The organism is Niabella terrae (assembly GCF_054783135.1).
In genome coordinates this window covers 334775-355689 of the sequence record NZ_BAAGRD010000001.1, presented here as the reverse complement: position 1 = coordinate 355689, position 20915 = coordinate 334775, and the positions used below count along the sequence as shown (strand labels likewise).

Annotated in this window: 16 protein-coding genes; 12 read left to right on the top strand and 4 right to left on the bottom strand. The window is 48.0% G+C overall.

Going from position 1 to position 20915, the window contains the following annotated elements:
- Position 1 precedes the first annotated feature (1 nt).
- Entirely contained in the window at positions 2 to 610 is a 609-nt protein-coding gene (locus tag ACYVI9_RS01555) for an SCO family protein (protein WP_460759722.1), read from the bottom strand.
- Positions 611 to 768: 158 nt separating this feature from the next.
- Here ACYVI9_RS01555 and ACYVI9_RS01550 point away from each other — a divergent pair, with 158 nt between their 5' ends.
- Positions 769 to 1170, top strand: coding sequence for a MerC domain-containing protein (locus tag ACYVI9_RS01550; RefSeq protein ID WP_460759720.1), 402 nt, complete (start codon positions 769 to 771; stop codon positions 1168 to 1170).
- Between the two features lie 24 nt (positions 1171 to 1194).
- Positions 1195 to 1617 carry a YybH family protein gene (locus tag ACYVI9_RS01545; RefSeq protein ID WP_460759717.1) on the top strand — a complete coding sequence of 141 codons (423 nt, stop codon included), beginning with the start codon at positions 1195 to 1197 and terminating at the stop codon, positions 1615 to 1617.
- Between the two features lie 10 nt (positions 1618 to 1627).
- Here ACYVI9_RS01545 and ACYVI9_RS01540 read toward each other — a convergent pair whose 3' ends face one another.
- Positions 1628 to 1852 (bottom strand): hypothetical protein, encoded by a 225-nt coding sequence (locus tag ACYVI9_RS01540; RefSeq protein ID WP_460759714.1) that lies wholly within the window; start codon positions 1850 to 1852, stop codon positions 1628 to 1630.
- Between the two features lie 437 nt (positions 1853 to 2289).
- Here ACYVI9_RS01540 and ACYVI9_RS01535 point away from each other — a divergent pair, with 437 nt between their 5' ends.
- The 8 genes from ACYVI9_RS01535 to ACYVI9_RS01500 all read left to right on the top strand — a co-directional run bounded on the left by ACYVI9_RS01535 (position 2290) and on the right by ACYVI9_RS01500 (position 14911).
- Complete coding sequence (locus ACYVI9_RS01535; RefSeq protein WP_460759711.1) at positions 2290 to 2754, top strand: LSm family protein; 465 nt, start codon at positions 2290 to 2292, stop codon at positions 2752 to 2754.
- 45 nt (positions 2755 to 2799) lie between these two features.
- Positions 2800 to 4047, top strand: coding sequence for a transcription termination factor NusA (gene nusA / locus ACYVI9_RS01530; RefSeq protein WP_460759708.1), 1248 nt, complete (start codon positions 2800 to 2802; stop codon positions 4045 to 4047).
- 108 nt (positions 4048 to 4155) lie between these two features.
- Entirely contained in the window at positions 4156 to 6936 is a 2781-nt protein-coding gene (infB, locus tag ACYVI9_RS01525) for a translation initiation factor IF-2 (protein ID WP_460759705.1), read from the top strand.
- Between the two features lie 156 nt (positions 6937 to 7092).
- A complete protein-coding gene (locus ACYVI9_RS01520) occupies positions 7093 to 8430 on the top strand; it encodes a peptidylprolyl isomerase (RefSeq protein WP_460759703.1) in 1338 nt (445 codons plus the stop codon).
- A gap of 212 nt (positions 8431 to 8642) precedes the next feature.
- The gene (gcvT, locus tag ACYVI9_RS01515) at positions 8643 to 9728 is read left to right on the top strand and encodes a glycine cleavage system aminomethyltransferase GcvT (RefSeq protein ID WP_460759700.1); all 1086 of its coding nucleotides are present in this window, start codon (positions 8643 to 8645) and stop codon (positions 9726 to 9728) included.
- Positions 9729 to 9774: 46 nt separating this feature from the next.
- Positions 9775 to 10500, top strand: coding sequence for a 2-phosphosulfolactate phosphatase (locus ACYVI9_RS01510; RefSeq protein ID WP_460759697.1), 726 nt, complete (start codon positions 9775 to 9777; stop codon positions 10498 to 10500).
- A gap of 194 nt (positions 10501 to 10694) precedes the next feature.
- Complete coding sequence (locus ACYVI9_RS01505) at positions 10695 to 14459, top strand: SNF2-related protein (protein ID WP_460759694.1); 3765 nt, start codon at positions 10695 to 10697, stop codon at positions 14457 to 14459.
- 176 nt (positions 14460 to 14635) lie between these two features.
- On the top strand, positions 14636 to 14911 hold the full coding sequence (locus ACYVI9_RS01500) for a hypothetical protein (protein ID WP_460759692.1): 276 nt from the start codon (positions 14636 to 14638) through the stop codon (positions 14909 to 14911).
- A gap of 7 nt (positions 14912 to 14918) precedes the next feature.
- Here ACYVI9_RS01500 and ACYVI9_RS01495 read toward each other — a convergent pair whose 3' ends face one another.
- Both ACYVI9_RS01495 and ACYVI9_RS01490 read right to left on the bottom strand, forming a co-directional pair.
- Complete coding sequence (locus ACYVI9_RS01495; RefSeq protein ID WP_460759689.1) at positions 14919 to 15632, bottom strand: tetratricopeptide repeat protein; 714 nt, start codon at positions 15630 to 15632, stop codon at positions 14919 to 14921.
- The gene (locus tag ACYVI9_RS01490) at positions 15619 to 16191 is read right to left on the bottom strand and encodes an RNA polymerase sigma factor (RefSeq protein WP_460759687.1); all 573 of its coding nucleotides are present in this window, start codon (positions 16189 to 16191) and stop codon (positions 15619 to 15621) included. Before ACYVI9_RS01490 ends, ACYVI9_RS01495 begins: the two co-directional genes overlap by 14 nt.
- A gap of 132 nt (positions 16192 to 16323) precedes the next feature.
- Between ACYVI9_RS01490 and ACYVI9_RS01485 the strand changes: the two genes are divergently transcribed.
- Positions 16324 to 18282, top strand: a complete 1959-nt coding sequence (locus ACYVI9_RS01485; RefSeq protein WP_460759684.1) for a PKD domain-containing protein — start codon at positions 16324 to 16326, stop codon at positions 18280 to 18282.
- A complete protein-coding gene (locus ACYVI9_RS01480; protein WP_460759682.1) occupies positions 18270 to 20900 on the top strand; it encodes a CHAT domain-containing protein in 2631 nt (876 codons plus the stop codon). The genes ACYVI9_RS01485 and ACYVI9_RS01480 overlap by 13 nt, the downstream gene beginning before the upstream one ends.
- The last annotated feature ends 15 nt before the right edge of the window (positions 20901 to 20915 follow it).

Below are 20915 nucleotides of genomic sequence, written 5' to 3'. Positions count from 1 at the left end.
TTTACAATTTCAATTGCTGCTGGATATCATCTACCAACTGTTCGATTTCTTTTTCCTTGAGCCCGTCATAAATGCGCAGTACTTCACCCTTCCGGGAAACCAGGGCCCAGTGTTGCGTATGCAGAAAATCATCTTCAATTCGGGTCAGGTTATTGGTCGGATCGTCAATCGTGTAACTTAGCCGGGCCATATTGTACAGACTGTCCTTCCGGCCGGTCAAAAATACCCATTGACGGGTATCCACACCCATGGAATCCGCGTACTGCCGCAGTCGGCTGGCAGAATCCGTCTGCGGATCACAGGTATAGGAAAGAATCCTGAAATCCGGCTGCCCCCTGAATTTTTCATAGACCTGACGGAGATTGGCATTCATCATCGGACAGATACCCGGGCAAGTGGTAAAAAAGAATTCAGCCACATATACTTTTCCGTCCACATCCTGGTTGGAGAAGGGCTGACCGTCCTGATTGGTAAAATTGAAGGCAGCCACTTTGCTGATCGGCGTAATTTTTTTATCACTGTATCCCGGTATCAGGTAGGAGACCAGATAGTAAAAACCGATGGCCAAAACCACGAAAAACAGTACATAGTAAAACCTGGATTTCTTCATTATTATTCTTCGATTTTAATATTTCCTCCGGGAGGGGAAACGCAAAAATACATGGTATTAACAAAACACCCCTCCCTTCACATTGTTCAGGAAAGGGCAGCGGAAAATATTCGGACTAATATTTGCAACATTGTTGCTTTTTTTATAATTTTGCCGCAATGAAATCAAAGATCAACTGGGATGCCTGGGGGATCGCCGCCTCGCTGGCTTGTGCGATCCATTGTGCTGTATTGCCGCTTTTTCTGGCCAGTCTGCCCTTATTCGGTGCTGATATCGTCGAGAATAAAGCAGTGGAAATCACGATGATCCTGCTGGCCCTGGCCATTGGCAGTTACGGACTCCGACATGGTTATCTGGAGCATCACCACCGCAAATTACCGCTGGTATTGTTTGTAGCGGGGATGTTGTTGCTGGTATTTAAGGAACTATGGCATGACTGGCACCTGTACCTGCTGCTGCCGGCTGTCTCGTTGATCGTATTGGCCCATTATCTGAATTTTCGATACTGTCGCCACCACGAAGGCGTGCATAAAGAGGATTGCCATCATGATCACTATTAATGCCGCTATACAAAAAAATGTCGTATGAAATTAAGCTTCATTCTTTTAGCCATTTGCAGCAGTTTGCTGCTCCGGGCCCAGGACCGGGATCTGGAAGCCGTATCAAAAATCATAACAGCGCAGCAACTGGCCTGGAACCGGGGTGACCTGGAAGGCTTTATGGAGGGGTACCTGAAATCGGACAGTCTGGTATTTGTAGGTGGCGGAGAAATCAGTTATGGTTGGCAGGCGGCCCTGGACCGGTACAAAAAAAACTATCCGGATACCGCGGCGATGGGCCGGCTGGATCTACGCATACTGAAAACCCGTCAACTTAACGCAGAATGGATCAATATGGTGGGCAAATGGCATATTCGCAGAAAATCTGGCGATATTCAGGGAAGTTTCAGCCTTTTATTTCAAAAAATTAGGGGAATATGGTGCATAGTCCAGGATCATTCGAGCTGAGCGGGCGGCACTATTTAACCTCCTCAAACTCAATATATTCACCCACTTTGGCGGCAGGCTTCTCTTTGGGTGGCTGAGGGGCCTGTTGGTTTCCGGAAGGGGTATTTTCTGACATATTTTTGAACTGCTGCCGTAATTTACGGGTGGTACGATAGATGGGTAATACAAATTTTACCAGAAAATTGTACATGAACCATAAAAACATTGCCAGTAGCAGAACGCCGATAAAACTCATCCAAAAAAATATAAGGTTAATTGATCTCGATTGACAGAAAATGCCTCCGGGCAGCTTTCCGTTATACTAAGATAACGAAGCAGTTCTGAAAATGTTTTATCAACTAGCGAGAATAGCGCTGAATTACTCAATTACCAAAGAAGATTAGGATCACGGGGCCGGCAAATTTATTGCTGCACCTAAGGGTTGGCAGTCCTTTGCTTGCTGCCTACCCCGCTTTAAGAGCCCTGCCAGATTTTTACCGCCCCAAATGCTATAACGCGCCTGATTTTTTTCAGAAAGACAATATTTTTATTGCTGAGATCCTGAAAGTAAAAGACCGATGGGACTTACACCAATTTTTATAGGGTTAAATATCAAAAAATAGTTTACCTTTGTGGCCTGATTTTGAGAAAGGGAACGGTGACCGTTCCCTTCTTTATTCTCAGTACTTGAGTATGGACGATGTAATTCTAAAGGTTAAGGAACTTATTACAGGACTACTGGAGCCGGACAGCGGCCATTTTCTGGTGGACATTACCGTTAAGCCCACGCATAATATCAAAGTATTTATCGATGGAGATCAGGGGGTGGGCATTGACGACCTGGTAGGTTATAACCGTGCGCTTTATCGGAGGCTGGAAGAGCTGGCGCTTTTTCCGGAGGGGGACTTTTCGCTGGAAGTTTCATCCGCGGGTCTGGACCAGCCGCTCAGAATGCTCCGGCAGTATCAGAAAAATCTAAATCGTTTTGTGGAGCTGGTGCTTGTGGACGGAACCAAAAAGGAAGGAAAACTGCTGGAGGCCGGTGCCGAAGATATCCTGCTGGAAATCACAACTGGTAAAGGAAAGAAGGCAGTAGTCCATACAGAAAGGATACCCATGGCAACAATCAAATCAACATATATTCAAATTAAATTTTAAAAAATGCAGCAGTAGCTGCAAAAACCGCGTTAAATATGCATTACTATGGCAAGTATTAATTTAATTGAAGCGTTTCAGGACTTTAAGGACGCTGAAAATATAGACCGCCCCACCATGATGAAAGTGGTTGAAGATGTTTTTAAAACATTACTGCGCAAAAAGTACGGTAGTGACGAGAATTTTGACGTTATCGTGAATGCGGAGAAAGGGGACCTTGAAATCGTAAGGCACCGCACCATCGTGGAAGATAATGAAGTGGAAGACCCGCTTGCCCAGGTAGCATATTCTGAAGCAATTAAACTGGAGCCAGACTATGAAGTAGGGGAAGATTTGTATGAGGAGATCGATCTGGTGGATTTTGGACGCAGGGCCATACTGGCAGCCAAACAAACCCTGGCCGGTAGAATTAGTGACCTGAAGAAAAATGTACTGGCAAAAAAATATGAAGACCGCATTGGTGAAATCGTCAGTGCTGAAGTTTACCAGGTTTGGAAAAAAGAAATCCTGTTACTGGACGAGGAAGGGAATGAGCTGATCCTTCCCAAAAGCGAACAGATACCCCAGGATTACTTCAAAAAAGGGGAGAATATTCGTGCCGTGGTAACCCGTGTGGATTTGAAAAATAATAATCCTGTGATTATTTTGTCCAGAACTTCACCTGATTTTCTGGCCAAATTACTGGAAATTGAAGTGCCGGAGATATTCGACGGACTGATTATCATTAAGAAAATCGTCCGGGATCCGGGTGAAAGGGCCAAAGTGGCCGTGGAATCCTATGATGACCGGATCGATCCGGTGGGTGCCTGCGTAGGTATGAAAGGTAGCCGGATTCACGGTATCGTCCGGGAACTGAAAAATGAAAATATTGATGTGATCAACTGGACCAATAATATCCAGCTGCTCATTCAGCGCTCGCTCACGCCTGCAAAAATCACCAGCATGAGCGTCGATACAGAGAATAAACATGCCAGTATTTTCCTGAAGCCGGATCAGGTATCCCTGGCCATCGGGAAAAGAGGGGCCAATATTAAACTGGCTTCCGAACTGACAGGTTTTGAACTGGATGTTTACCGTGATAGTGAAGAAGACGAAGAGGAATTTGATGTGGATCTCGAAGAATTCAGTGATGAAATTGATGAATGGGTCATTGACGCATTGAAAAAGATCGGTTGCGATACGGCCCGGGCGGTCATGCGCATGTCACCCACTGAGCTGGAAAAAAGAGCCGATCTGGAAAAAGAAACGGTGGATGACGTTAGAAGGATCCTGCAGGAAGAGCTGGAAAGGGAATAGCAGCGATGCGCCGTGCAAGCGGCTCCCGGACCCGCCTCGGGGATTACAGATTATAAAAAAATCCGGACGCACCTAAATGTACGGGGTGTCGTCAGGTGATAAAATTTTATGGCAGAAAAAAAACTTCCAAGATTATTACAGGCCGCCAAGGAATTCAATATCGGTCAGGATACACTTATAGAGTTCCTGGTAGATAAGGGATTCAGCAAAGACGACCTGAAGCCTTCGTCCAAACTGTCTGAAGACATGTATACGGCGTTGCAGCAGGGATTTCAAAGTGATAAAGCCGCTAAAATCAAAAGCGATCAGGTGGATCTGCCCAGGGGTGTTACAGCAGAAGTGAAAAAGAAAAAGGATGAACCTGAATTACCTGTTAAAGCGGATGCCGAACCCGAGCCGGCGGCCCCGGAACCGGAACCCGTTGAACCGGAGGTGATTGAGCAGCCTGCGGCACCGGAACCGGAAGAAGTGCCGGAACCCGCGCAGCCCGTCATTGAGCTGCCCGAAGAGCCGGTGAAAATTAGCGCCCCGGAAATTGAAGGGCTTCGGGTACTGGATAAAATCGATCTTTCTGCCATCGAAAGTTCCACCCGACCCAAAAAGGCGGTTAAAAAGCCGGAACCCGAAATAAAGCCGGAACCACAACAGGAGCAACCGGCGGCAGTTCAGCCGGAACAGCCGGAACAGCCGACCCCCACGCCGGTACCCGCAGCGCAACCTGTCGTACCGGCCGCGCCTGAGATTACCAAGATACAGGCGGGAAAAATTGAAGGACCCAAGATCATCGGTAAGATTGATCTGCCTGTGGATAGTGATACCCGACCCAAAAGGGAGGAGAAGCGCAAACGCAAACGTATCCCCATCGAAAGAAAGGAAGTCAAGCCCGATCCGGCTGCCAAACGGCCCTTCCATAAGGATCGCAACACCGGAACCGGCTCCTCCAACAGAAGAAGTGGCCGGGAAGACAAGCAGATCGATGAAAAAGAAATACAGGAAAAGATCCGCGAGACCCAGGCCAAACTGAGTGGCGGCGGCGGCAGACATAAGAATACCAGATCCAAAACACGCCGGGATAAAAGAAATGAGGCGGAAGAAGCCAACCAGCAACAGGTAGACACGAAGCTACAAGTCACAGAATTTATCAGCGTCAGTGAACTGGCCAACCTGATGGACGTGAGTTTTGCTGATGTGATCAGTAAATGTATGGGACTGGGCATCATGGTTTCGATCAACCAGCGATTGGATGCCGAAGTCATTGAACTGGTTGCAGGAGAATTCGGTTTTGATGTGGAGTTCATCGATATGGAGAAGCAAATGGAGATGGAGGACGACGAGGAATTGGAAGATGATGCAGCTGATTTACGTCCCCGCAGTCCCATTGTAACGATTATGGGACACGTGGATCATGGTAAAACTTCTTTGCTCGATTATATCCGAAGTGCCAATGTAGTAGCAGGGGAAGCCGGCGGTATTACCCAGCATATCGGTGCCTACCGGGTACAGGTAGCTGAAGGCCGTGAAATAACTTTCCTGGATACACCCGGCCACGAAGCCTTTACCGCGATGCGTGCACGGGGGGCCAAAGTGACCGATATTGCGGTGATCGTCGTGGCGGCAGATGATGCGGTGATGCCTCAGACCAAGGAAGCCATCAGTCACGCGCAGGCGGCTGGTGTGCCGATGATATTTGCCATCAACAAGATCGATAAGGACGGTGCCAATCCAACCCGGATTTATGAGCAACTGTCCCAGATGAATATACTCGTGGAAGAATGGGGCGGTAAGTTTCAGAGTCAGGAATTGTCGGCCAAGCAGGGGCTCAATGTCGATAAACTGCTGGAAAAGATCCTGCTGGAGGCAGAATTGCTGGAACTGAAAGCCAACCCCAACCGGGAAGCTACCGGAACCATCCTGGAAGCTACCCTGGATAAAGGCCGGGGATTCGTGGCGACCCTGCTGGTAGAAAACGGTACCCTGAAACAAAGTGACCTGGTTGTTAGTGGTCAGTTTTACGGAAGGGTGAAAGCCATGTTCAACGAAAGAAATAAGAAACAGGTTAAAGCGGGTCCTTCGGCACCAGCGGTCATTCTGGGTCTGAACGGCGCCCCGCAAGCTGGTGAGAAATTTAAAGTTTACGCCGACGAATCCGAAGCCAAGGATATCGCCAACCGGCGGGCACAGATCCTGCGCGAACAGGGCATGCGGACCAAAAAACATATTACCCTGGATGAAATTGGCCGTCGTCTGGCCCTGGGTAATTTCAAGGAATTGAATATTATTATTAAAGGGGACGTGGATGGTTCCGTAGAAGCCCTGAGTGATTCACTGCAGAAACTTTCAACGGAAGAAATTCTGGTGAATGTCATACATAAAGGAGTGGGTCAGATCAACGAAAGCGATATCGTGCTTGCGGAAGCTTCCGATGCGATCGTCATCGCCTTTAATGTAAGACCCTCCTCCCAGGCTTCGAAACTGGCAGAAAATGCGGGTATAGAAATCAATATGTACTCGGTCATCTATAATGCGATTGAAGACGTGAAACGTGCCATGGAAGGCATGATGGAACCTACTGTTAAAGAACGGATTACAGCCAATGTCGAAATCCGGGAAGTCTTTAAGTTTGATAAAGCCACCGTGGCGGGTAGTTTTGTGCTCGACGGTAAGATCAAAAGGGACAACAAAGTACGCCTGATCCGGGATGGTATTGTTATTTATCCGATAGGCGAAAATGCAGTAGCCGAACTGGGCTCTTTAAAACGCTTTAAAGATGACGCCAAAGAAGTACTGGCAGGTATGGAATGCGGTCTGACCATTAAAAATTATAGTGATATTAAAGTGGGCGATATTGTCGAGGCCTACGAACTGGAAGAAGTAAAACGTACCTTATAGCCGCAAGACCCCGTCAGCGGGGTGGCTACGGACCCGCGCAGCCTTTCCTAATATTTTGTGAATACTGCGCTTCCGGACAATCCGGCTAAGGGAACCATTTACATTTGTATTATGCTTAGAATCAGAAATACTGTAACTGCCTTATTGTTAACGTGTATGGCGGTAAACGCAGGGGCGCAGGGTCAGGCACAGAAGGTCGTTGTCGACAAGATACTGGGTGCCGTCGGGGACCGGATTATCCTGCAATCGGAAATCCAGAACTCGATCTCTGATATGCTGCGGTATGGGCAGCAGATTCCTCCGAATGCCGCCTGTATCATGCTGGAACAATCGCTGGTGTCAAAGATATTGGCCCTGCAGGCTGAAAGGGATTCCTTGCCGGTCAGTGACGAGGAAGTGGAAGCCCAGATGGAGCTGCGCACCCGGGAATTCGTAATGCAGTATGGTAGTGTACAGGCACTTGAAGAGATTGCAGGCAAAAGCATCTACCAGCTGAAGGAAGAAAGCCGGCCGCAGATCAAGGAACAGATGCTGGCCAATGCCAAGCGCCGGGATATCGTTGAAAATGTACATATCACGCCTACCGAAGTAAAGACTTTTTTTGACAAGATACCCGCTGACAGTATTCCTTACCTGGAATCGGAACTGGAAGTGGGTCAGATCAATATCTACCCCAAATCGGCACCCGAAGTGGATGAATATGTCTACAATGAGATGATGAATTACCGCAAACAGATAGAATCGGGTTCGGTGTCTTTTGAGAGCATGGCGAAAAAATATTCTGAAGATCCCGGAAGCCGGGAAAGAGGCGGAACTTACGAAATCAACCGGAACGACAAGATATGGGATCCGATTTTTATGTCTACCATATTCCGGCTGAAAGTGGGTGAGATTTCCCTGCCGGTGAAGTCGCCCAAATTCGGTTTTTTCCTGATCCAACTGGATGCCCGGCGTGGCGATAATGCCAACGTAAAAATGATCCTGCGTTCTCCTCCGGTCACCGATGTGGAAATCAATGCGGCAAAAGCCAAACTGGATTCCGTAAGAAACGATATCATCGCCGGAAAAATATCCTTTAAGGATGCCGCCTACCGTTATAGTGAGGATGAAGCGGTAAAAAATTATGGTCCCTATGTATTGAATCAGGATGGTTCAACGCATGTAAACATCGACCAGCTGGACAAGGAAATGGCACTGACCGTAGGTAAAATGGAAGTGGGCGCTTACTCAATGCCGGTAGCATTTACCAATGAACAGGGAAAAAGAGGGGTGCGGATCGTTTATCTCCGTAGCCGTACCGATGCCCACCGTATGAACCTCGCCGATGATTACAGTCGTATCAATGATATGGCGCTGAGCCAGAAAAAGAATGAGGCTTTGGAAAACTGGCTGAACAAAAACATTCCTAATTTTTATGTCCTGGTGGATAAGGAAGCGGTGGACCAGTGTTCGAATCTGCGTAAGTTTAATACCACGGAGAACCGGGGATTTTAGTGATTTTTTCGAACCAAATACTTTCAAAATACCCGGACAGTTTCCGGGTATTTTAGTTTCCGGCCTTACTGCCAATACCTCTGATGTAAAAAAAACTATACCGAAGGGCGATTCCCCTAAATTTGTGGCCGGATCCCGGCGTTGTTACAGGTACAACCTGACCGCAGGTTCCGGAAGGGTCAGATATAATATTTAAAAATTATCAATAAGGAATGAAACAAACGCCTTTTACAAAACAGCATATTGCCCTGGGTGCGAAAATGGCGCCTTTTGCAGGCTTTAATATGCCAATTAGTTACAGTAGTATTACCGAAGAACACCAGACGGTACGCCGTCAGGCCGGCGTTTTCGACGTCAGTCATATGGGGGAATTTATCCTGAAAGGGCCCGAGGCGCTGGAACTCATTCAGCGGCTGACAACCAATGATGCTGCCAAACTGAAAGAAGGCCAGGCCCAATACAGTATTCTTACTAATGAAGCGGGTGGTATTATCGATGATCTGCTGGTGTATTGTATTGAAGCCGGTAAAGTCTATATGCTGGTCGTGAATGCGGCCAATATTGCCAAGGACTGGCAGTGGATTAGCCAACAGAATACCCGTCAGGTGGAAATGCATGATATTTCCGAAAAGACGGCCTTACTGGCGATTCAGGGGCCCCAGGCGACCGCCATCCTCCAGGCATTGACGGATATCGACCTGATGAATATGAAATATTACACTTTTGCCAAAGGTCATTTCGCCGGGGTACCGAATGTGTTGATCAGCGCAACAGGATATACCGGCGCAGGTGGCGTGGAAATATACTTTGAGGAAAAGGACGGTGCGGCGGATACCATCTGGGAGGCAATTTTCAGGGAAGGCGGGCCGCAGGGCTTGAAACCGGTGGGACTGGCCGCCCGGGACACCCTGCGATTGGAAATGGGTTATTGTCTTTATGGCAACGACCTCAATGACGAGACCAGCCCGCTGGAAGCGGGCCTGGGCTGGGTCACCAAATTTACCAAGGAGTTTACTGCAAAATCTATCCTGGAAGCGCAGAAACAAAATGGTGTATCAAGGAAGCTCGTCGGTTTTCAGTTAGCGGATCGCGGCATACCGCGAAACGGTTACGAAATCACTGACCGTAATGGAGCTAGGATTGGTCAGGTCAGTTCGGGTACCCAGTCGCCTACATTGGACAAGGCGATTGGTCTGGGCTATGTAGCAACTGCCCATGCAGGTATTGGTTCGGCTATTTTTATCAAAGTCCGTGATAAACTACTGGCGGCGACTGTAGTAAAAATGCCTTTTGTATAGCCGTCATCCATTTTCACAGGACCAGATTGAATTAAATAAAACTTCCATGCCGGAAAAACCTAAATTGTTTACCTCCCTTTCACCCGCCTTGCTGCATCTTTATGATTTAAAAGATGCCGTGGTGGTCGTTATTGACGTATTCCGGGCAACTTCGACAATAGCCGCGGCCCTTTATAATGGCGCCCGTTATGTGATTCCGGTGGATGCCGTGTCCAAGGCAATCGAAATCAGTCAGCGGGAAGGAGGGATTGCCGCGGGGGAAAGGGACGGTCGGCTGGCCGAAGGGCTCAGTTACGGGAATTCACCACTGGAGTATAAAAGGGATTTTATTAACGATAAAATACTGGTGCTGACGACTACCAATGGCACCCGGCTGCTGTATATGGCACTTGCTAACGGTGCCCAGGAAATAATTACCGGATCCTTCCCGAATCTTTCTTCTGTTTGCAATTATCTGATGGAACAGGGGAAAGATGTGGTACTGGCCTGTGCCGGCTGGAAAGACCGGTTCAATATGGAAGACACGCTTTTTGCGGGAGCAGTCATTCATAAGGTCAGGGATCGCTTCAGTGTGCATTGCGATAGTTCATTTATGGCGGAGCAAATTTATACTGCCCACAAGGATGACCTGCTGACTTATGCGGCAAACCTGACGCATTACCATCGGCTGGTAAAACGCTTTGGGTACATTGATGACATTGAGTACTGTCTCTCGCAGGACCTGGCCGATGTCCTGCCTCTTTATCAGGAAGGGCGTCTGATTGCTGGATAAAACTTGTAAAGATACAATTTTATTTGGCGCATTCCGGTGAATGTAAAATATTGTCCAAAAGCTATGGAAAAGCGGGAATCTTTCCTTTATTTTTGCCGATTGTTTTTTCTAAAGAGCAGGAATTCTGATTGATATTTTTTTAATAATTTTTACCCGACTGCCTGCGTTCAGGTAAGCAGGGGACAGGAAGATTTATGGCATTACCTCACATATTAAAACATGTCTATACCAACGGAACTGATGAAGTGATCCGACGCGGAAAAAAGACGCATGCATTGGGTTTCGTTGAATTGGTGGAATTTGACAAGTTGACCGGAACGGTTGTCTTCAGAGTGAAAGATGACGCTTATAGTAATTTCTACAAAGTACATATTCACAAATACAGCGATCCGCGGCAGATTTCACTACGTTGCACCTGTCCCTATAATCTGGGCGATATCTGCAAACATGAAGTGGCTTCCCTGTTTCAGTTGCAGGAGCTGATGGATAAGGGGCAACTGGGGGATGAAGATGTGTATTACGATCAACGTCATACGGTGATCAAGTTGCGGAACCTCGATCTGCGTTCAGTAAGGGCGCTTTGTAGCGCAGAAAGTTTTAACGAAGCCGAAAAGTTTCTTCAGAAAAAGAAAGCAAAAATTATTTCAGCCAAAGATGAGACCGTAAAGGCATCTGTATTGCTTGATGATACCAATTGGCAGGTCGTAATCCGAAAGAACGAAGAAAGAAATTTTGACACCAGTTGTGAGTACGAGGATTCGGAGTATCCGCTTTGTCTGCCTAAAGTAATTCTGCTACTGCAACTGATCCGTCAGCATGGCTCGGGGTATTTTGATACCATTCGCAATCGGGATGTTGAAAAAAATCGTTTACTGGAAGCGTATGGATATTCATTGGCTGACGATTTAAAAGGCAAGTTCGAATTTGTATTCAAAGACGGCAAACCTTTTCTTCGGGTGCTGGATAGTCGCATCAAACGCGTCAACAATCCCACAGGCGAGCTTCGCAAACCGCTGCCGGCCGTACAGCAACCGGAAACGGCTGCGGAGACGGACGTGGCCGTTTCGGAAGAACAGCGACCCCTTATCCGACTGGGGTTTGTTTTTAATTTCAATCGAAAGACCTACCCGTTTTTTTCGATTGAGGCTGTTAGTGGAGAAGCCAACGAACAGCAGGATGACTTTCTGGGAAAAGTAACCGCGCTGGACGTCACGAAATATATCGATACCAGCGCGTTTACTGAGTCTGATGCAGCGCTGTTGAATACCATCCGAAAATTACAGGAACCTGAACTGCGAAAATATCTGTTGCGCAATACGCCTTTCACCCAGTTGGAGGAAATGGCCGAGTCCGAGAATCCTGAGCTGACGGCCGACCAAAGACAACTCGCGAATGAATACCTGTTACCCAGGTTAAAAAAGCTGTTGACGGATCAGGTAGGTAAGCCGATGGCTTTTGTCCTGCCTCAGGGCAAAAAGTTCATAACACAACATATCCAGAATGTGGATGCGATGCCGGAACCGGCTTCAATTGAGTTTTATGTGGATCAGGGTACAGCGGGTTATAGTTGTGAATGTCTGGTACGGATCGGAGGAATGGTGTACGGGCTGGAAGATAATGAAGCAGCCAGTTCCCTGATTTATATGTATAACCATCAGGTCTATGCCATGCCGGACGCCGAAACGGTTGCATTATTGGAGCCCTTTTTACCGGAAGGCCGGATACAAATATCTAAAAAAGATTGGCCGGAGAAATTATTCAGTTTTATCCTGCCGCTGGCCCGGCAGTATAAGACCGATTTTGATCCCTCGCTCATGCAACCGATCAAGGGGGCGGACCCTGAAGTGAAGTTATTCCTGGCCGAACGTGGGGACTATCTGGTTTTTAATCCTGTTTTCTCCTATAAGGGTCATGAAACGGCCGCCGTGGGAAGACAGGTCATGCTGATACCGGATGGCAATAAGATCCTGGCCATACACCGGAATCGCGAAAAGGAAGCAGCCTTTATTCAGAAACTGAAAAACCTCCATTCCAATTTTATCCATAATGAAGAGGAGGGAACCCTGGCATTAAAAGGATCGGAGATACTGAAGGAAAGCTGGTTTTTTCTTTTTGTGGATGCCATGAAGGAAATGCAGGTACCTGTCTTCGGGCATGACGCATTGCACAATTTCCGGTTCAACACAGCCAAACCGCAAACCAAAATATTTATCAGCAGCAATACTGACTGGTTTGATGCCAAAGTAGATATTATTTTTGGTGATCAGAAAGTATCCATCTCTGAGGTAAAACGGGCACTCGCTGCGAAACAACAATATGTTCAACTCAATGATGGCACCCTTGGGATCCTGCCGGATGAGTGGCTGAAAAAATACGCCCTTCTGTTCCGTGTCGGTGAAGGCAGCAATAATAAGCTGAAACTTTCCCAATACCACAAAAGCGTGATTGATGAGCTGTACGAACTTAAGAACGAAGAGGAACTGCAGTTCGAACTGGAAGAAAAATACAGCCGGCTCAAGGATTTTGAACAGATTCATGACGTGGCGCCCTCAGAAGCACTGAAACCAATCCTGCGACCGTATCAGGTGGCGGGTTTTCAATGGCTCAATTACCTGCAACATATTAACTGGGGCGGTATTCTGGCAGATGATATGGGTCTGGGAAAGACCGTACAGGCCCTGTCTTTTCTGCAGTATTATAAGGACCAGCATCCTGAAATGAAAGCCATGGTGGTTTGTCCGACCACCCTGATATATAACTGGGAAAATGAAATCCGGAAATTTACGCCGGGTATTTCCTATTATATTCATCACGGGAGTACCCGAACCCGGGATACTGAGGAACTCCTGAAACATGATATTACCATTACGACTTATGGTACGCTGCGAAGTGATATCAAATTTTTTCTGAACATAAAGTTTGATTACCTGGTGCTGGATGAGAGTCAGGCCATTAAGAACCCCTCCAGTAAAGTGACCCGTGCGGCTTCGTTGCTCAATGCCAAACACCGGCTCTGTATGAGCGGTACACCCTTGCAGAATAATACTTTTGATATTTACGCACAGATGAATTTTCTGAATCCCGGCATGCTGGGCAGCATAGAATTTTTCCGACAGGAATTTGCCATTCCCATCGACAAGCTCGGAGAAGCGGACCGCAAGGAGCACCTGCGTAAAATCCTGTATCCCTTTATACTGCGTCGCACCAAGGAACAGGTGGCCAGGGATCTGCCGGAAAAGCAGGAAATGATTCTCTGGTGTGAGATGGGCGATGAACAGCGGAAAATTTATGATGCCTACCGGAATGATTATCGGGATAAGATTCTGGGTACCATTGATACCAAGGGCCTGGGCCGTTCCCAGCTGACGATCCTGCAAGGTCTCATGAAACTGAGGCAGATTTGTGATTCACCGGCCATTCTCAATGAGGATGAGGTTTTTGAAAACCATTCCATTAAAATCGATGAGCTTGCCCGGGAGATCACTGAAGACATGAGTGATCACAAAGCCCTGATTTTCTCTCAGTTTCTGGGAATGCTGGGGTTGATTCGCAGAAAGCTGGATGAACTGGGGATACGTTACGAATATTTTGATGGCAGCACTTCTGCGCCGGATCGGGAAAAAGCCATTCAGAATTTCCAGAATAATGATGAAGTCCGGGTCTTTCTGATTTCACTGAAGGCCGGCGGTGTGGGGCTGAACCTGACAGCGGCAGATTATGTGTATATCGTGGATCCGTGGTGGAACCCTGCAGTGGAACAGCAGGCTATTGATCGAACCCACCGTATCGGACAGACCAAGAACATATTCGCCTACCGGATGATCTGTAAGGATACCATTGAGGATAAGATTCTGAAACTGCAGGAAAAAAAGAAGGCCCTTGCAAAAGATTTGATATCTGATGAATCCGGTTTTGTAAAATCACTGACCAAGGATGATGTAGAGTATTTGTTCAGTTAATACGTTATACTATGGAGTCATCCTGGGTCCTGTAGGAGGATAGCGGCATCCATTCGATCTGCATCAAAGCGCAGGCGGCACCCCGAGCCGGAAGCGTTATTGGTTTTCTGCCGGTTCCGGTAGTCATTTGTCCGTTGTTTCTGTGTCAGTATCTAAAGGGCTTATAAAAATTAAATATGAAATTTCGCAGACTGATTAGTATTTTGATCCTGCTGGTAATTGTAGTAGCGTTTTTCACCAATCCCAGGAAGGAGGCCTTTATGGACTTTATACAATCCGGGCCTGCTACATTCGATGCACCACCCACGGTGTCGTATACCAACCACTTTCTATACTCTCAGGCAGAAGTAACCTATTTCAGACCGCTGACCGAAGCCGGAAAGCAGATAGCGGCAGCCAGCAAAGAACAATATATCGGCGTCTTTGGCAAGTTCTTTAAACAAGGCGATTGATCCGACTTTAGCGCGTACTTTGCAGCAGCTTTTTTGCGTTTTTATAATACCTGCCTGATTCGGGTACCCGACCGGCAAAGATGCGGGCCTTCGCCACCAGATCCATCTTATAGGCCGCGAGTGCAGTAAAGAAACAGGCGTCTGATTGATACACCGATTTCCCGGTTGCTATCTGTTCCAATAGCGGCAGTGCCCTTTCAAAATCCTCGGTTTTAAAATAACAGAGTCCCAGGAAATAAGCCGAAGTGGCATCTCCGGGATCGGCAGCAAGTGCAGTTTTCAATAGTGGCAGGGCCTTACTGTATGCGCCCTGGTTAAAATACTGTGCTGCCTGATTTATAGTATTGACGTTGCCACGTACCAGGGCTGCCGGCATCTCCGGTAATTGATAGCTTCCGGGACCACCGGGAACCATCAGCCAAACCAGCAGTAAGACGGCTGCCGCTATGGCAATCGTCAGGTATTTTTTCCAGGGTATGAGGCGCGCCTGCTTTGTGGATGCTGTAAAATATTGCTGTTGGAGGGGGCGGAGCAGTTGCTCCAGCCGACGGACGCCTTCAGGATCCGACAGTTGCCGGCGAAGGGTCTTGTCGGCTGCCAGCCAGTCCTCATAATCCTGCCGGAGCGCCGGATCCCTGAGCAGTTCCGCTTCAAAGTCCTGGCGCGCTGTCTCGGAGAGCCAACCTGCGGTATATGCCTCTATTTTCTCAAAATTTTCCATCGCCTTTTATGGTGTTTTTTCGGACCATTTCAATCAAAGTAGCCATGCAGACAGATTTCTTTTTTCTTAAATAAGCATAACTGACCCCGAGCTGCCCGGCCAGTTCCTGCTGCGATTTTTGGGTATAGCTCGCCATGATAATCTCGCGACATCGGCTGCTGATCTGCTGCAGCATTTTCATCACCAGGGATTCCCGGTCGAGTTGCTCACTGGCTGACACCGCCGCGGAGTCGATCGTGTCAGCCACATGATGATATCCTTCATCCAGGCTTTTTGTTACCCCACTGCGTTGTTTTTTTTCTGCTGCATTGATCCATTTTCGTTTACACACCAGGAGCAGGAAAGCTTCAAACGGACAGCTCAGTTCAAAACTGTCGTCCGAAGCCCGTTTATAAATATCTATCAGTGCTTCCTGAAAAATATCTCCCGCTTCTTCTGCGTCTGCGCCCCGGGCAACCAGGTAGCGGCGGATACCCGGCGCAAAATTCCGATAGATCGCGTCAATAAGTTTGGCGTCATGATATTTTAAGGCGTGTATATATTGCTGGTCGGGGTGCAATAGTTTGATTATAAGTAGCTAAAATAAAGAAAAATTACCCTGACTTGGAATTTTTGGATAAATTCACTCCGCAGGATTTGGACAGAGGTAACAATTTACTGATTGACTTGATATACCATAAAACTGCCTTTTGTGAAATATATCATCTTTTTATTGGGGGGACTGCTGCTGATAACCGGCAGGCTGGAAGCGCAGTTAGCGGATAGTGCTATTCAGGTAGGTCCGGATAGCAATCGGCTGTTTCACTACTCCGTTCCCTTACCGGAACTGACACAGATTCCTGGGGCTCCGGCACCTTTTTATACCTATCTATGGGATTTTGGCGACGGGCATTTCAGTTTTGCTGAAAATCCTGTACATGCCTACCAAACGCCGGGCGATTATGATGTAATCATGTACGCGGTCAATAATTATGATGATGGTAAGAAGCCACAGCGCCGTAACCGGAAAGTGCAGGTTGCGCAGGCAGTAGCAAACCAGTCTGTATCTCCCTCGGTGGCAGAGAAGGATTTCTTTAAAGCCAACGGTCATTTTGAATTGAAGTACAATTGTATGGCCAAGCCCGGCGATACCATGGTACTGATTGCCGGCTGGAAGAATCAGCTGGCACAGGCGGATGGCGGTAAACTCTATCTGCTACTCAATGAAAAAATTTTTGAGCAGCAATGTTTTGATAGTTCCGGATTTCGGTTCTTTAATCAGGAAAGGCTGATTGCAGCAAACTCAGCAGGTCTTCCTTTTCTCAGCCAGCCGCTGACCATAACAGAAAGCGGCAGCCCCGCAGCCCATTTTGTACAGAAATTAAAAGCAGCGGATGCCGAGAACCTGCTGGCCGATATGTTCGCCGCTTATAATGATGTATACGGTTTTGACCTGGGCGAAATGGCGCCTGCTGCTACCCGCTTTGCCTTTCTGGAGTTATATGTTACGCCGGAAATGATCAAAGACACCAATGCTACTTTAACCATAACGGGGGTCTATGTGCCGGAGAAAGGAAAACCGGTGATGCACAAGCTCAATGTTCCGGTGGTGAATTCACATGATCCCAATAAAATGAATATCAAAGGTGGCAGGATCAGTTACCGGTTCCTCAAAAAACATAAACCCCTGGATTATAAAGTACGTTTTCAGAATAACGGGAAAGGGCCAGCCCGTAAAATTGCCCTGGACATCACGATGGCTTCAGTCCTCGATCCACAAACCATCACGGTAACGGATATGTCTCCCTGGTGCCCTCCCTGTGACAGTCTTGCGAGGGAAAAGCGCGGTTGTTGGGAAATTACCAGAAATGAAAAGGGCGCCCTGTTCACTTTCCATGGCATTTATTTACCCGGAACGGATCAAAAAGGCGTGGAAGATAAGGACAGTACAAAAGGTTTTATGGAGTTCAGTATTGTCACCCGCAAGAAACTGGAAAACCGGCCTTTCAGATCCCGGACGGCGATTTACTTTGACAGAAATGAGCCGGTAATCACCAATTTTGCTACCGGCAGGTTTAAAAAAAGTCCTTCCCCTGTAGTTATGGCGGGTTTTGAAAAATCTTTTACCGGAAAAGGCGTGACCAGTGATGGCCTCGTGACCGGTATAGGGCTGGCGCCCCTTGCCCCTTATCTGCCTTTCCTGCAACTGGAGCTCTATTATAAGCTCGGAATCCGTACCCAGGGCGTGTCCGTCAGGGGTATCGAAAGGCCAGGTGTCATCAGTGGGGAAGATGGGCGCCGTTATGATTATAAAACCTTCGATTCTTCTGCCAGTCACACCATACATCAGCTGAAAGCCGTACCACTACAAATACGTTATAACTTCAACGAGTATATTTCCTTGGGAGCCGGGGCCGCCGTGACGGTAGATATCGGTGGGGAGACGGCCACCCGCCATACCTATTATATAGCGGGTCTCAACGACCAGGGACTGACTGCTTATCCTGTCAACAGCTCAAAAACAATATCCGCATTTAGCAATTGGCGCTTTCAGCCCTTTGCCGATCTGCAGTTGGGAAAAGTGAAACTAGGCCCTCATGTCGGTATCCGATATTATTACAACGGCAAAAACAGTAGCTTTGGCTATATCTATGCCGGATGGAGATTGTAAACAAACGATGCCCATATTATAAGCTTCCCGTAACCCTGCTGCTTACTGTGGTGTTGGTATGGTGCTGTCTCTCTGCTACCCCGGACCCGTCGCCGAATACAGCGTATGCAGCATATAAAAGTCAGGACAGCCTCACCGCCTGTCTCTACGTTTTTTTTGATCAGTTGGACGCGCATCCGGAATTGGCTGACCGGGCGGATTCGTTGATGGCGCTGATCTGGCGGCCCCCCGAAACCAAGAATGAACGGTTGGCATTTTACGACCTGCAGATCAACCTGGCTTATCATCTGTTGCAAAGCGGACAGATTCAGGCTTCTACCCATTGGTATGAGCAGGCTTTGGATTTTTATCAGCAACAGAAAGATGAGCAGCTGCGTCTGGACATGAATATTGAAGAATATGTCGGCAAACCTCTGGGTAATAATTATACCCGGATGGGGGATTTTTCCAAAGCCGTTTTTATTCAGCAAACCATGATCACTGCGGCAGTAGATCACGACAGAGCAAATATGCTGCCGGCGCTCTATGCCAATTTTGCCACAACGCATTTTTATATGCAGCATTTTGATTCCGTACTGCAGCTTGCCGACAGGGGACTGCGGACACTGCAGCAGCCTGCCGATCCGATTGCCATATTGTTGTACAATCTGAAAGCGGCGGCATGGCTGGAGCGGGGTCATACGGATAGTGCCGCTCATTGGAACGCATTGGCATTGGGCCGCGGTCCGCTCAATCGGAGCTGGTACCTGAATGCACTGACTGATAAGGCTCGGATTCTGGCAGAGCAGGGCCGGCCGTACCGCGCGCTCCATTTCCTGAAACAGGCCTGGTATTACAGTGCGGAAGCCGCGCCCCGCCAGCGCGCGCGTATTGCCAATGAAATTGCGGCATCCTGTCTGAAGCAGCAATCTGCAGATACTGCCATTAGCTGGTTCAGCCGGGCCCTGGATTTTTTCAAAAGAGACAGTAAAGGACTTTATCCTGATTTTACAGTAACCAGTTCTTTATTTGGGCTGGCCGCGGCCTATGAGATGAAAACGAATGCCGACAGCTGCTCCTACTGGATGGTACAGGCTGTTCTGAATGACTATTATACCCAGCAACTGATCGGTGTTGCCGATTTTACCGATAACAGCATATATACGAACGAGAAAGAGACAGAACGGGCCATTGTCTGGCACCATCGGTCTTATGCAGCTACGGGCCAGTCCATGTATTTATGGAAGGCGTTATGGATGACCGAACTATCCAAAGGCAGAAAACTGATCTATGAACAACAACGTACACGACGCTGGCAGCAATCGTCACAGATAGCAACGGATCAGTTTGAAGCCCTGAGAAATGATTATCTGCTGCTGGCGCAGCAGGATGATACCCTGCGTCGGCAACAGATCAAAAACCGCATCCGTTCCAAGGAGTACCAGCTTAGTCTTACCGAAAACCAGTTCGGACAAACTTTAGAAGCACCTTCTTTTACCGGGTTCCAAAACCGTTTGTTAGTGTTGGCGACCCACCAGACGATCATCAGTTATTATGCAATAGATAATCTGATCTACCGGATCACAATCGACAGCAGTGGTCTCGATCAGCAAATAGACAGCAGCGCCCGCCTCGATGAGATATATGCTTTTGCGGACCGATATTTTTATCAGGGCCCGGCTGCTTTTAACAACGACCCCACGGCATATAATAAGGAAGCTTTCCGGCTCTATCAACGATTACTGGATCCTATCCCGGCGGGACGACCGCTGATTATTGCCCCTTCCGGTGCACTGTATCATTTACCTTTTGAAGCCCTTACGCTCCGCGCTGACCAGCCGGAATTTCTGGGTCAGGCCCATAGTCTGAGCTATCAGTATACCTTGCTGAGCCTGCTCAGTGACCCGAACGTACAGGAAGCTGAAGGTCTTGAAGTATTCAGTCTGGAACATCCACATCTGGGATTTCCGGCGCTGCCTTTTGCCCGTGAAGAAGCGGCCTATCTGAAATCGGATTTTGGCGCCCGCTGCCACCAGGCAGATACTGCCAGTGACAGCGTTTTTTTGGCCAGTCTGAACCATAACCGAATTGTTCATGTGGCTTCCCATGCGGTTGCAGGTGATGCTGCGCAGCCTGCCTTTATTTTACTGAAGCAAAAACTGCTGCTTGGTCAGATTCGTTACCTGACCACCCAATGTCCGCTGGTTGTGCTGGCGGGTTGCGAAACCGGCAATGGCATTTATCTCCAACACGAAGGTCCGCTGAGTCTGGGGCGGGCCTTTCTAAGCAAGGGTGTGGGTGGTGTGGTGGCTACTCGCTGGCAGGCTGACGACCGCGCTACCTCAGAAATGATGCGCTTTTTTTATGAGGCACTTCACCAGCTGCATCGCCCTTCGCAGGCATTGCAGGCAGCCAGGGCGGCTTATCTGGAACAAAGAACTTCGGTGGCGGAAAGGAATCCCTGGTACTGGGCCGGTCTGTTTTATCAGGGTGGTGACCAACAACTTAACATAGCAGTAGAAAAAAACAGATATAACTATCTGCCCGTGATCGGCCTGTTGGTCTTGTTGGTCGCCGCTTACGCAGGATGGAAATATTATAGAAAAAAAAATTATAACAGGGGGGTAACAAATCTTTAAGCCTGCTGATATAGG